Here is a 13041-nt window from a genome sequence, read left to right as displayed (position 1 = left end):
AACCAGAATGTTGAGGTTCTAAACCAGAATTTTTTGGTTCTAAACCAGAATGTTGAGGTTTGAAACCAGAATGTTGAGGTTCTAAACCAGAATTTTTTGGTTCTAAACCAGAATGTTGGGGTTCTAAACCAGAATTTTTTGGTTTGAAACCAGAATGTTGAGGTTCTAAACCAGAACATTGATATTCCTAGTGGGAGCATCCCAATTTTTCAAACTTACCTGGCGACTAGAAGTCGCGGCTACACAAACATAGACGCCCGTAGGGCGGCTTCCCATTCGCCATCAGGCGTTCCCGCAGGGTAGGGTAGCCACCCTACGCAGGCTAAAAAGAGTCCGCCTGCGCGGACTTTGTTTGTATAGCCCCAGACTTCCAGTCTGCGGGGATTTTAAACATTATTGATCTATAACCGTGTTTTTTCATTTCAAAGAAAGTTTAACTATTCGGCTTTTTTGTGAAACAATAATTACGGTGTCTTCTGCTATATTTATTCCCAATAAAAAATAATTAGGTTTTAAAAGTGCATCTTGACAGCGCAAACAGATAATATAGCTGTTTATCAACAGCTAATAAGCGGTGACATGAGTGTATGAAAATAGCTTTTATAGTCAACAAATTTCCAGTTATCTCAGAAACATTTATTTTGAATCAGATTACAGGTCTAATTTGCCGAGGACATGAAGTTCATATTTACGGTTATAGACCTGATGATACTGCTAAATATCATCCAGATGTAGAAAAATATGACTTGCTAAAATCCACTTTTTATGCTCCCAATATTCCTCAAAATAAACTCTGGCGGCTACTAAAAGCACTGTGGTTAATCATTACAAATTTTTATCAAGCTCCATTAGTCATACTGCGATCGCTCAACTTTTTCAGATATCATGGGCGAGCAGCATCTTTAAGGATTTTATACTCTATAATCCCTTTATTAAATACCGAATCATATGATATTATTCACTGTCAATTTGGTATCCAAGGCAACGAGGGAATGATTTATCGTGAAATCGGTGCGATTCAAGGCAAGTTAATTACCACTTTTCGGGGCTATGATATCAGCTGGTATGTCAAAGAATATGGGGCAAATGTTTACGATCAATTGTTTGTCAAAGGAGATTTTTTCCTGGCGAATTGTGAGTTTTTTCGCCAGCGAGCCATTAAATTAGGGTGTAATGAAAAAAAGATTATTGTTCACGGTTCGGGAATAGATTGTAGTCGGTTTAGTTTTCAGACACGCCAGCCTCTAGAAGATGGTAAAATCTCTGTGGCGACAACTGGTCGGTTGATCGAAAAGAAAGGAATAGAATATGGCATTCGTGCTGTTGCCAAAGTTTTAAAAACCTATCCCAACTTGGAATATAATATTGTCGGCGATGGCGCTTTAAAAGAATATTTACAGCAATTAATTATTGAACTGGGTGTTGCAGAACAAGTTAAGTTATTAGGTTGGAAAAATCAACAAGAAATAATTCAAATTATTGATAATACTCATATTTTTATCGCTCCAAGTGTCACAGCTAAAGATGGAAATCAGGATGCACCTGTTAATACCCTCAAAGAAGCAATGGCTATGGGTTTACCAGTGATTGCGACTCGACACGGTGGGATTCCGGAGCTAGTGCAAGATGGGATTTCTGGTTTCTTAGTTTCAGAACGAAATGCAGATGCGATCGCAGATAAATTGACTTACTTAATTAAGCATCCAGAATTATGGGAAAAAATGGGTAAAGCTGGTCGTGCTTATGTAGAAACACACTATGATACAAATCACCTCAATGATGAATTAGTCAAAATATATCAGCGAGTCATCATGGATCATCTGCAACCATCTTCGGTAAGTTCTCAACCAATTGGAAAAAGGTGATATAGACTACTAGTCAAAATAATTGTGAACAGTTAAACTGGCTTATTTTATACCACACTTAAAAAGAACATCATCATGAATAAAGCTTTGTTATTAGAACCAGAGGTAACGATAGTAGTTGTTCCCCGTGAGCGTTTTAGCTATAGCCGTGAATCTTTGGAAAGTATTTACGACAACACAGATTATCCTTTTAAGTTAATTTACGTAGATGGTGGTTCCCCTACTGACATCAAAAATTATCTGCAAGCAAAAGCAGCCGAAAAACAATTTAAATTAATTCGCACTGATCACTACCTTTCTCCCAACCACGCAAGAAACATCGGTTTACGCCAAGTCAACAGTAAATATGTTGTGTTCATGGATAACGATGTCGCAGTGACACCTGGCTGGTTGCAAGCATTGGTAGACTGTGCAGAAGCCACCGAAGCAACCATCGTTAGTCCCCTCGTCTGTCAATACCTACCCCTACATACAGAAGTGCATTGTGCAGGTGGAGAATCTGGAGTCAAAGTCGAAACCAAAGGCGAGACTACCAGACGGCGAATGATTGAGAAGATTTATAAACAGGGACGCAAAGTATCTGATGTGCGTCCCCAACTGCAACGCCAACCAACCGGATTGGCAGAGTTTCACTGTATGCTCGTACGCACAGAAATCTTTGATCGGATTGGTCTTTTAGATGAAGGACTGCTGAACACGAAAGAACACGTCGATTTATGTATTTTGGTTAGTGAGGCTGGCGGTACAGTTTACTTAGAACCTGAATCTTTAATAACCTACGTACCAGGCCCGCCCTTAAAATGGACAGACTTACACTTTTATATGCTGCGGTGGAGTGATGCTTGGGAACTAACTAGCTTGAAGCGTTTACGTGATAAGTGGAACCTGACTGAAGATGAGTATTTTCAAAACAAATATAAACGCTTAGGATGGCGCCGAGATATGACAATTGTCAATCCCCTCGTCCGTAAAGTTCCTTTGGGGAAATTTGGTTCTCGCGCACTAGGGAAAATTCTCCGAGAAATAGACAAGGCATTAAACCATTATCTCACCTCTCGCTATGCAAAAAGATACTTGCAAGGACTAAAAAATCAAGTCCCACCCAACCAGCCACCAACATCTACAACGCTATCATCACAAAATTAATCAGGGTGTGACCTGGAAAAACAAGGACACAACCTCACATGAGTAAAGAATCTGTGCCTCCGACTAAATCCCTATTAATGCGACCACATCGCCGCCAGTTTATAATTGGACCAGAAGTTTTCCCTGTATATGAAGACTGGCATTATCGCCGCTTAGACGCCGACCGTTGGATTTCCTATTGTCCCGAACTTCGTGCCACTTGGACAAAGGATGCTGACGGAGCTTGTTGGGTTATTCTGGGAGTGGCTGTGGAAACGCTAGAGTCCCAATTAGAACCAATAACAGAGATTTCCCGGACAAAGAGTGAAGATATACCCAAACTCTACACGAGTTGGGCTGGTCGTTGGGTTTTGATTGGTAAGGGTCAGGTACACATGGATGCTTCTGGGCTTCTAGGTTGCTTTTATGGAAGCACTCGCGACGGTCAACCTTGGGTATCGAGTAGTCCAGCTTTACTTAACGATATACTTTTACCAAAGGCTGATTGCCGAGAGTTGTATTATCAAAAAGGTTTATCGTGGTTTACACCCCCGCTTTCGCGATTTGGGGAAATAAGTCGTCTTTTACCCAGTCAAGTTATTCACCTCAAAGATGGTAGCATTCATCCTCGACCTTTGCTGCCACCAATCAATCCAGAACTTGACTATGAAGAAGCTTTGGAACTTTTAAGCCAAAGCATGATCACAGCACTGCAACGACTTTATCAGCAAGAGAACAGAGTTTGGCTAGGACTTTCGGCTGGTGTTGACTCACGCTTGGTACTAGCAATGGCATCTCGTGGTAATGTCAGCATCGCACCCTTCACTCGTATTGCTGCCAGGATGTCAGTAGCCGATCGCATCCTACCAGCCACATTAGCAGACAAACTCGGATATCAGCACATCTTTTTAAAAGGACGCAACAGCAAAGCCAACCGTAAGCAACTCGTCACTGAACACACCGCAGGACACGTCTGCGAAGGCGACGCTTTACCTTTTCTCCAAAGTGTACGAGATTCCTTGGAGGGAATTTCTGTAGGTGGTTGGTGCTTTGAAGTCGGTAAAGCCATGTGGCGCACATGTTTTCCTGATAATATAGACGATATCGAAATCTGCACTCAACAAATTGCCCGCACCTATGGCGAATCTTGCAAATCAAGTGCGATCGCAGGTATTTGTGAATGGTTGGAATGGGTGAAACAAACTCCCCAAGAACATATGGACTGGCGAGATCGATTTTACATTGAACAACGGCTCGCAGGTTGGCAGAGTTCCAAAGAACAGTTGTATGACCTGAGTAATATCCAGAGAATTCCCATTATTAACGCTGCGCGCACCTATGCGTTAATGCTTAGTATCCCAGAAAATCGCCGCCTCAATGCCAAGTATCAACTTGATCTGATTTCTCAAGCTGCTCCTCAAATAGCGATTTATCCTTGTAATCCAAGTAATAAATATTTTGGCACGCTACGAGCAATGCTCATCAAATCTTCATATGACCCTCTGTATGTACCGCAGATCATTGCCAGAAAACTGCGATCGCGATAGTCTTTTTTTATCGCTCAGTAAATAAAAATACAATTTTCCCGGATCACAACCTCATGACTGAGAATACCTCACTCATAAGGTAGTGGAAAACACTTACCTGTGAAGGGAAATATATATATGCGGTGTAGTGGAGTGAAAACTTTGAAGCACAAAAAGCGTTCAAAATCTCAGCTACATGTGGTTATTCATACACCAGAAAGTAGCCTGAAACATCCCCTCCGATTATTCCAACAAATGTGGCGAGACTTACTCGCTTCTCGTGAACTCGCTTGGCGATTAATGATCCGCGATATCAGCGCCCAGTACCGTCAATCATTTTTAGGAATAATCTGGGCCTTTTTACCCCCAATTGTCATGGCAATAAGCTTTACCCTTGCTAATAATGCCCAAGTCATTAATGTCGGGAAAACAGATATACCCTATCCAGCTTATGTCATGTTTAGCACTGCTTTGTGGCAAACATTTGTGGAAGCATTAAATGGCCCTCTACAAGCAGTGACAGTTGCTAAACCAATGTTAGCCAGAGTTAATTTTCCTCGCGAAGCGCTAATTTTGGCGAAGCTAGGCGAAGTGTTTTTTAATTTTGCTATTAAAGTAATTTTGATTGTTGCCTTATTTATCTTCTTTCGTGTTTCTGTTAGTTGGACAGTGATTTTAACGCCAGTAGCATTAATTCACTTAGTTTTACTTGGAACATTCATCGGTATTTTATTAGCTCCTTTCGGAATTTTATATCAAGATGTGTCTAAAGGATTAACTTTAATCACAGGTTTTTGGCTGTTTTTAACACCAGTAGTCTATGAAATTCCTAGTGAGGGAATATTTAGATTTTTAGTAAAGCTCAACCCTGTGACTCCCTTATTAGTTACAACTAGAGAGTTAGCAACCACAGGCATAGTATCAGAACCTTTAGGATTTTGGGTAGTTAGTGGAATTACTATTATCGGTTTACTACTTACTTGGATTACATTTCGTCTAGCTATGCCTTTCGTAGTAGAAAGAGTTAGTTCATGATTATGACATATTTAATTGAAGAAATTTCCCATACCCAATCTCAAGAGGATACTGAAGTTGTGATTTCAGTAGAGAATGTATCTAAAAAATTTTGTCGAAATTTAAAAAAATCTTTGTTATATGGTGTTCAAGATATCACTACAGAATTATTTGGTGTGAATCGAAAAAGTCACTCCTTAAGACCAAAAGAATTTTGGGCGCTTAAAGATATTAGCTTTCAACTCCGTCGAGGAGAAGCACTAGCATTAATCGGGTCAAATGGAGCTGGTAAAAGTACAATTCTACGTATTATTAGTGGCTTGATTAAACCTGATACTGGCAGAGTCAAAGTTAGAGGTAGAATTGCACCATTAATTGCCTTGGGAGCAGGTTTTAATCCTATTTTGACAGGGCGAGAAAATATTTATGCTAATATGTCTATCCTGGGTCTATCTACAAAAGAAATTGAAGAAAGATTGCAGGATGTTATAGAGTTTGCGGAAATTGCCGATGCCATTGACGCACCTGTCCAAACTTATAGTTCTGGGATGGCTGCACGATTAGGATTTGCTTGTGCTGTGCATATTGAACCAGATATTTTACTAATTGATGAAGTATTAGCAGTTGGTGATATCAAATTTAGAATGAAATGCCATCGCAGACTGGCTAAACTTCGAGAAAATGGCACTGCTTTTATCTTAGTTTCTCATAATCCTCCAGCAATTTTAAATGTCTGTACTTCAGCAGTTTATATATCAAAAGGTAGATTGATTTCTGCTGGCGACATAGATACTGTTGTTCGTAAATATGAAGAAGATTTATGTCTAGCTGGGACAGAAAAATCTACAGGTTACTTGGTTTTACCAGAAAAATCTGAAAGTGAAAGTACAGGTATAGATATTACTTCTGTATATTTTAAAGATGACCAGGGAAATTTTGTAGAAACACCTATAAGTGGTGCATCTGCTTCTTTGTGTGTAGAATGCAAAGCACATCGCACGGTAACTAACGCTAATCTCTGTGTCACAATTACAGATATTGGTGGAGAAAACGGTCGAATTTTGTATCTAACAGCAGCCAGCGACAATAATTCTTTAAAGGTTCTACCGGGAAAAAATGAATTACAAATGTATATGCCTTTTTGCTGCTTGAATCCTGGTGTATACAATGCCAAAGTTTTTATCAAAGAAGGCGCCTACTCCTTTGATGCTGTTGAATCTTTTCGATTTACAGTCAAAGCCAATACGATTACCAATCAATCTTTGTTTTATCAACCCCGACAATGGAAAGTTACCACTAGCCAGAATCCTGAATGTGATTCGGTTTTTTAATGGTTGACACTCCCGTGCCTGAAGGCGACGGGATTCTTCTTTCATCCAGCCAACTTACTTAAAGGAGTTTCCCCACTTAAGCAGAGGTCGTTCTGTCCAGAAGCTTGAATTTCGGTATGCCCTACCGTATTTTTAAGCCCACATTCCGCACACCCTACTGTCACAATCGGTTTTTTCGGATTTTTACTAACGAGAAAAGCTGTATTTTATACAAAACTCGATAAATTTGAAATGGCGATCGCCATCTCAAAATCCTCAAACGTCCAAAATTCGTAGTGTGACACTTTAGGGTGCGGAATGTGGGTTTAAGTCCTTTGTTCAAAATCATAATCGCTGCATTGTGGTCACGATGCATAAGTGTCCCACATTCATGATATTTGTGGGTACGAGTAGACAAAGACTTTTTAACTCGTGTACCACAAGCAGAACAAATTATCCTAACTTGATATAATTCCAAACCGCAAAAAAATTGTTTGAATAATTTTTACTTCGTTAATTTTAAGTATTTTTAGATTAAAAAGACTAATCACATCTCAGGATTCCTGAAAACCATCTCATTTATATGTTATTAATAATCTGTTTATAAAGTTTTTACAACGCATAGAGTCAAACAAAAATGTCCAAACTTGTCTCAGTGATCATTCCTTGTTTTAACGCAGAAAAATGGTTAAAAGAAGCAATTGATAGCTGTCTACAACAAACCTATCCCAATCTTGAAATTATTGTGATTGATGATGGTTCAACTGACAATTCCTTAGAAATTATCAAAACTTATGGCAATAAAGTGATCTGGAAAAGCCTACCTCATCAAGGCGGAAACCATGTCAGAAACTATGGCTTTCATCTATCTCAAGGAGAATATATCCAGTACCTAGATGCAGACGACTATATCTTACCTGAAAAGATTACCAGACAAGTGGATTTTTTAGAAAAAACAGCAGCTGATGTCGTTTATGGTGATTGGAGACATAAACATCATTATTCAGATGGAACAAGTTTTTTAGGGCCTATACAAATAGCCAAAATACAAGCTGATATCCTTGAATCTTTACTATCAAATTGGTGGACTGCTGTCGCTTCATTACTTTATAGAAGAAGTGCAGTCGAAAATAGTAGTGGATGGGATGAAAACTTGTTAGCTGCACAAGATCGAGATTTCTTCTTATCAGTAGTCATTAGTGGTGCGAAAGTAGTATATCAGCCAGGTTGCTATGCAGTTTATAGAAGATATGGCAATGTGACAGTTTCTACTTATAGTAAATCTCGTTGGATAGAATGCCAAAATTTAGTGCTACAGAAAGCACAAAATAGGTTAGCACAGTCAAACAAATTGACACTGAAATATCGTTATGCTTTAGCCTTATCTTACTTTGAATTGGCACGAGAATCATTAAAAGTTGATTATTCAATGTACCTGCGATTTCTGGAAAAAACTTTAATATTATCCCCTGATTTTAAGCATCAAAGTAAACGCATAACATATAACTTAATTCAAAATATGTTGGGATTTAGACACACAGAAAGAATCTTCTTTTGGCTGTCGTCTATTAAAAAACGGATCAAGCCACTTAATCAATTTTTGATTAACACAAAAGAAAAATCCAGTGTAATATCATAATTAAGTAGATCGGCACGAGTAAAGCTAACTCGTAAAGTTCGTCATTTATCATTAACTACTTAGTAGAAAATAGAACCTAATAAAAATACTCTCTCGTTCTAATCTCACATCTAGGAAGAAAAATGAATAGTTCAAAGTTTGTCGCAATTATTACAGGTATTTTTTCAATTCTTCTGGCGATCGCCTACCTACTACTCGTACAAATCATCGACTTTCGCGGCGAAATGAAACCTGCTCCCATCAGTGAAGCAGAACAGCCAGTATCGATAGTTACACCCTTTTATACAAACAATTGATTAGGGACAAGCCACTGCGATCGCTAACTTAAGTTAATTATTTATCATCCAAAGTTTCAATCAACAAATCTACTTGCTGTTGTCGTTGTTGTAAAAAACTTTCACACTCACCTAAATACTCAACAGCTTTAGCAAATTCCTCAAACACATCAGCCAACTCCAACTCACCCGCCTCAATCCGAGCAATAATATCTTCAATCTCAGCAACCTTCGCCTCATAACTCCAAACTTCTATTTCTACAGATTTAGAATTAGAAGAATTACTGCGCTTAACCATGCAAATCTCCGCGTCCTCTGCGTCTTCACACTATTAATTAGGGAAATTCCAAAAAATAAATTATCCAATTTTTTTACTCAAAATGCTTCTTCCCTCCTTGTCCCCTACTTCCGTAACCCTTACTTTAACCTCACCCCGTCCCAACTGTATCACCAACTCCTGACCCATACCTAACTCAGTCGCATTGCGAACAATCATCCCATTTTCTTGTCTGACCACGGCATAACCACGTTGTAATACAGCTTTCGGGTCAAGAGTTGTCAGCTTCTGTCGTAACATCTCCAAATGCTGAGTTGCTTGTTGTAGTTTACCAGATGTGATTTGCACTAATTTCTGACGTTGCCAAACCAGCATCCGCATTTGTTGCTGTACTTGCTTATCCAAGCGCAGACGCTGTAAACGTTCCCCCAATCCTTGCAGTTGATTTTCAGCTGTTGTTAACTTCCTCTGCACAACCTGCTGTAAACTTACAACTCGCTGTTGATGCTGATTATATAGGTCTGCCAGAGCCGGAACAACTCGTTCAGCTGCCGCAGTCGGAGTATGCACATTCTCATCTGCAACTAAATCCACCAAAGACTCATCCCTTTGATGTCCAATCCCCGTAATCACAGGAATAGCACAATTAGCGACTGCTCGCACTACCCGTTCATCATTAAAACAAGCCAATTCCTCAACAGCACCCCCTCCCCGTGATAAGATTAATACCTCAGCCCGTCCATCACGTTCAACCCGTTCAATTGCTTTGACAATAGAATCTGGTGCTTGCTCACCCTGGACTGTGGCAGGAGAAAATAAAACACGTAAACCTGGGTATCTGTGTTTGAGAGTCTTTTGGATATCACCCCAAGCAGCAGCAGTCGGTGAAGTTACAACAGCAATAGTTTGAGGATGAAGTGGAAGCGATCGCTTCCTTTGTGGATCGAATAATCCTTCCGCTTCTAAACGGTTTCGCAGTTGTTGATAACGCAACGCCTGCAAACCCACACCAGCAGGTAAAGCTTGCCAAACAGAAAGCTGATATTCTCCGCGTGCCGGGTATAGTCGTATACTACCCAAAATAATTAACTGCTCACCCACAGTCGGTCTTTGCATCAGTTTCGGCAATTGCCCATTCCACACCACGCATTTAATTGCTGCTCCATGATCGGGATCTTGCAGTGTAAAAAATAAACCACTACGATGATTGTTAGTACTAGAAACTTCTCCAATTACCCAAACTTGCCGTAATTGCTCATCTTGTTCTAGTAGCAAGCGAATATAATCAGTCAAACCAGCTACGGTAACAGCTGTATCAGGAATCACAAAGTCAGTAAAATCAGCACTCATTATGCTTGTAGACTAAATAGCTAGACGAGAATTAACAAATGTCTTGTAAATAAACGTAAAAATATGCCTATAGTAGCGCTTGACCAGGCGCATAGCTAACACATACTGCATAATAACCAAGATAGAGTAGTTCGCACTATGTAGCGATTAGCCACAGAAAAATGTCAAAATAGTATATCTGTTCTATAAATCTTCCCAAGCAACACTCCCTAAATCCATATATATAGAGGTAGGAATGGCTGTTAATACTGACAATGCTGGCAAGCAAAAAGCGCTCAACATGGTACTCAACCAGATTGAGCGTACTTTTGGCAAAGGAACAATCATGCGCTTGGGCGACGCCACCCGGATGCGGGTAGAAACCATCTCTAGTGGGGCGCTGACTTTAGATTTGGCCTTGGGCGGCGGTTTACCCAAAGGTCGAGTGATTGAAATATATGGCCCAGAAAGCTCTGGGAAAACAACATTAGCATTACACGCCGTTGCAGAAGTGCAAAAAAATGGTGGAATTGCTGCCTATGTTGACGCTGAACACGCCTTAGATCCTACCTACGCCGCAGCTTTAGGTGTAGATACAGAAAACTTATTGGTTTCCCAACCAGATACAGGAGAATCAGCATTAGAAATTGTCGATCAACTCGTTCGTTCAGCAGCAGTAGATATAGTCGTCATCGACTCGGTAGCAGCTCTGGTTCCCCGTGCAGAAATCGAAGGCGATATGGGCGATGCTCACGTTGGTCTTCAGGCAAGATTGATGAGCCAAGCTCTCCGTAAAATTACTGGTAATATTGGTAAATCTGGCTGCACAGTTATTTTCCTCAACCAGTTACGACAAAAAATTGGTATCAGCTACGGAAATCCAGAAACTACAACTGGTGGTAATGCACTTAAATATTATGCTTCGGTACGCTTAGATATCCGCCGGATTCAAACCTTGAAAAAAGGAACCGAGGAATTTGGTAATCGCGTCAAAGTCAAAGTTGCTAAAAATAAAGTCGCGCCACCTTTTAGAATTGCAGAATTTGACATCATTTTTGGTAGAGGTATTTCTACCTTGGGTTGTCTTGTGGATTTGGCAGAAGAAACTGGTGTTATCAACCGTAAGGGAGCATGGTATAGCTACAATGGCGATAATATTTCCCAAGGTCGAGATAACGCTATTAAGTACTTAGAAGAAAAAACGGAATTTGCTGAACAAATTAAACAGCTAGTACGGGAAAAATTAGAAAAAGGAGCTGTTGTTTCCGCTAACTCTGTCACCAAGACAAATGAGGACGAAGACGAAGATACTGATGATGCTGCTGAAGAGGAATAGTATTTAGTTAGTGCTTAGTGGTTAGTTGTAGAGATGTGCTATGGCATGTCTCTACGCTTTATGTTTGGTAAAATAAATCAAGTTATTTGCTTTGTCTACTGCATTGGAAGATCTCGACCTCAAACGATACGGATTAGCGTTGCATACTACAACCCCTGAATTGGGTTTGGCAATTAGTAACTTTGCTGGAGATGCACGTTCTGCTGTCTGGAATTTGGAACGTGAATTATCCAGTCTTATGCATCAACGCTTAATAGAATTTATTAAACCCCAAACTTGGGTAGACTTGGCCTTTATTGCTGTAGCTAAGGGACCAGGTGGTTTTACTGGAACTCGGATTGGGGTGGTTGCTGCTAGGACTTTGGGACAACAGTTAGATATTCCTGTATTTGCTATCTCCACATTGTCAGCAGTAGCTTTGTCACAAGCAAATAAAAGTGTCATTGCTGTACAAATGGCGGCACAAAGGGGTCAATTTTTTGCTGCTATTTATCAACCTGCACCTGATGGTTTGGGACTCCAAGCCTTATTACCAGATACTGTATTGACACCAGAAGCATGGCAGAAAAAGTTAGCAACCTGGAATAGTGATTATCAGCTAGTTGAAGCAAAATCAGAATTAGCTGCAACAGTGACAAGCATTTTGCAGCTAGCGTATCTGGAATGGCAAGCAGGAAAGCGTCTTTATTGGTCAGAAGCACTTCCATTCTACGGACAGCATCCAGTCGAGATTTAGGTAAGTAAATAGAATTATTTTGAACGATCGCCCAGAAATACTCTCAATTAGAACGTGAACAGAGCGATCGCAAAAGCAGGTTTTTGACTGAGCAGGAAAATATAAAGAGCGTCCCCTATTTTTCATTGAGACAGTGATGTTAGATATATGACGAAACTATCCCCTATTTTTGATCAACATCACTTGCACAATTTGTGTGGCGATATCACTGGAGATGCCTAAAGCTTGGTATAAATCATTCAAGAAATCTCGCTCTTCCTGGGAAAAGACCCCATCAGCTAATACTAGATCGGTGGCTACTGCAAAAGCCGCTTCCCGCAAATCATTTGGTAGAGAATCCTTAGCAGCATTAAATAAAAAGTTAATACCCTTGCCCTTTAAAACTCCCAGAAGTTTGTCAAACATTCTAATAATGACATCATTAGAATAACTTCTGAAAAGTCTCATGCGAGAAAGTGTAGATGAGATAGCACGCGCTTCCTCTTCAGAAAGATAACCGTCTGAGGCTGTTGCTGCCAGAGTAATGGCGGCAAATGCTTCTGCTGGAGTGAATGCGTCTTGAACTTGGCTCTGTGTACTGGACATTTTGTCGAATAAACCCATTGTAGT

13 protein-coding genes and 1 pseudogene are annotated in these 13041 nt (G+C 40.1%); 9 read left to right on the top strand and 5 right to left on the bottom strand.

What is annotated here, in order from left to right:
* A pseudogene (locus tag AC5JMK_RS20100) lies at nt 1-160 on the bottom strand (DUF1720 domain-containing protein); the annotation flags it as partial.
* Between the two features lie 427 nt (nt 161-587).
* Between AC5JMK_RS20100 and AC5JMK_RS20095 the strand changes: the two are divergent.
* From AC5JMK_RS20095 to AC5JMK_RS20075, 5 genes are all read left to right on the top strand, one after another.
* On the top strand, nt 588-1865 hold the full coding sequence (locus AC5JMK_RS20095) for a glycosyltransferase (protein WP_096673753.1): 1278 nt from the start codon (nt 588-590) through the stop codon (nt 1863-1865).
* 75 nt (nt 1866-1940) lie between these two features.
* Nucleotides 1941-3011, top strand: coding sequence for a glycosyltransferase family 2 protein (locus AC5JMK_RS20090; RefSeq protein WP_495910884.1), 1071 nt, complete (start codon nt 1941-1943; stop codon nt 3009-3011).
* 38 nt (nt 3012-3049) lie between these two features.
* Nucleotides 3050-4537, top strand: coding sequence for a hypothetical protein (locus tag AC5JMK_RS20085; RefSeq protein WP_495910883.1), 1488 nt, complete (start codon nt 3050-3052; stop codon nt 4535-4537).
* Nucleotides 4538-4654: 117 nt separating this feature from the next.
* Nucleotides 4655-5551 carry an ABC transporter permease gene (locus tag AC5JMK_RS20080; RefSeq protein ID WP_096673761.1) on the top strand — a complete coding sequence of 299 codons (897 nt, stop codon included), beginning with the start codon at nt 4655-4657 and terminating at the stop codon, nt 5549-5551.
* A gap of 2 nt (nt 5552-5553) precedes the next feature.
* Nucleotides 5554-6861 carry an ABC transporter ATP-binding protein gene (locus AC5JMK_RS20075; protein ID WP_495910888.1) on the top strand — a complete coding sequence of 436 codons (1308 nt, stop codon included), beginning with the start codon at nt 5554-5556 and terminating at the stop codon, nt 6859-6861.
* Nucleotides 6862-7021: 160 nt separating this feature from the next.
* Here AC5JMK_RS20075 and AC5JMK_RS20070 read toward each other — a convergent pair whose 3' ends face one another.
* Nucleotides 7022-7318, bottom strand: coding sequence for a zinc ribbon domain-containing protein (locus AC5JMK_RS20070; RefSeq protein WP_495910882.1), 297 nt, complete (start codon nt 7316-7318; stop codon nt 7022-7024).
* 159 nt (nt 7319-7477) lie between these two features.
* Between AC5JMK_RS20070 and AC5JMK_RS20065 the strand changes: the two genes are divergently transcribed.
* Together AC5JMK_RS20065 and AC5JMK_RS20060 are read left to right on the top strand one after the other, a co-directional pair.
* Nucleotides 7478-8479, top strand: coding sequence for a glycosyltransferase family 2 protein (locus AC5JMK_RS20065; protein ID WP_096673767.1), 1002 nt, complete (start codon nt 7478-7480; stop codon nt 8477-8479).
* Between the two features lie 122 nt (nt 8480-8601).
* Nucleotides 8602-8775, top strand: a complete 174-nt coding sequence (locus tag AC5JMK_RS20060) for a hypothetical protein (RefSeq protein ID WP_495910881.1) — start codon at nt 8602-8604, stop codon at nt 8773-8775.
* Between the two features lie 37 nt (nt 8776-8812).
* Here the strand turns inward: AC5JMK_RS20060 and xseB are convergent, their stop codons facing one another.
* The gene (gene xseB / locus AC5JMK_RS20055; RefSeq protein WP_096673769.1) at nt 8813-9052 is read right to left on the bottom strand and encodes an exodeoxyribonuclease VII small subunit; all 240 of its coding nucleotides are present in this window, start codon (nt 9050-9052) and stop codon (nt 8813-8815) included.
* 60 nt (nt 9053-9112) lie between these two features.
* Nucleotides 9113-10381 carry an exodeoxyribonuclease VII large subunit gene (gene xseA, locus AC5JMK_RS20050; RefSeq protein WP_495910880.1) on the bottom strand — a complete coding sequence of 423 codons (1269 nt, stop codon included), beginning with the start codon at nt 10379-10381 and terminating at the stop codon, nt 9113-9115.
* Nucleotides 10382-10616: 235 nt separating this feature from the next.
* Between xseA and recA the strand changes: the two genes are divergently transcribed.
* Both recA and tsaB read left to right on the top strand, forming a co-directional pair.
* The gene (gene recA / locus AC5JMK_RS20045; RefSeq protein WP_096673775.1) at nt 10617-11696 is read left to right on the top strand and encodes a recombinase RecA; all 1080 of its coding nucleotides are present in this window, start codon (nt 10617-10619) and stop codon (nt 11694-11696) included.
* A 91-nt stretch (nt 11697-11787) separates the two neighbouring features.
* Complete coding sequence (gene tsaB / locus AC5JMK_RS20040) at nt 11788-12432, top strand: tRNA (adenosine(37)-N6)-threonylcarbamoyltransferase complex dimerization subunit type 1 TsaB (protein ID WP_495910879.1); 645 nt, start codon at nt 11788-11790, stop codon at nt 12430-12432.
* Between the two features lie 156 nt (nt 12433-12588).
* On the opposite strand, the gene AC5JMK_RS20035 is transcribed toward tsaB, so the two are convergent.
* On the bottom strand, nt 12589-13035 hold the full coding sequence (locus AC5JMK_RS20035) for a tellurite resistance TerB family protein (RefSeq protein WP_096673780.1): 447 nt from the start codon (nt 13033-13035) through the stop codon (nt 12589-12591).
* Between the last annotated feature and the right edge of the window lie 6 nt (nt 13036-13041).

The sequence above is a fragment of the Pelatocladus sp. genome, assembly GCF_059505505.1.
This window is presented reverse-complemented; position numbering and strand designations above follow the sequence as displayed.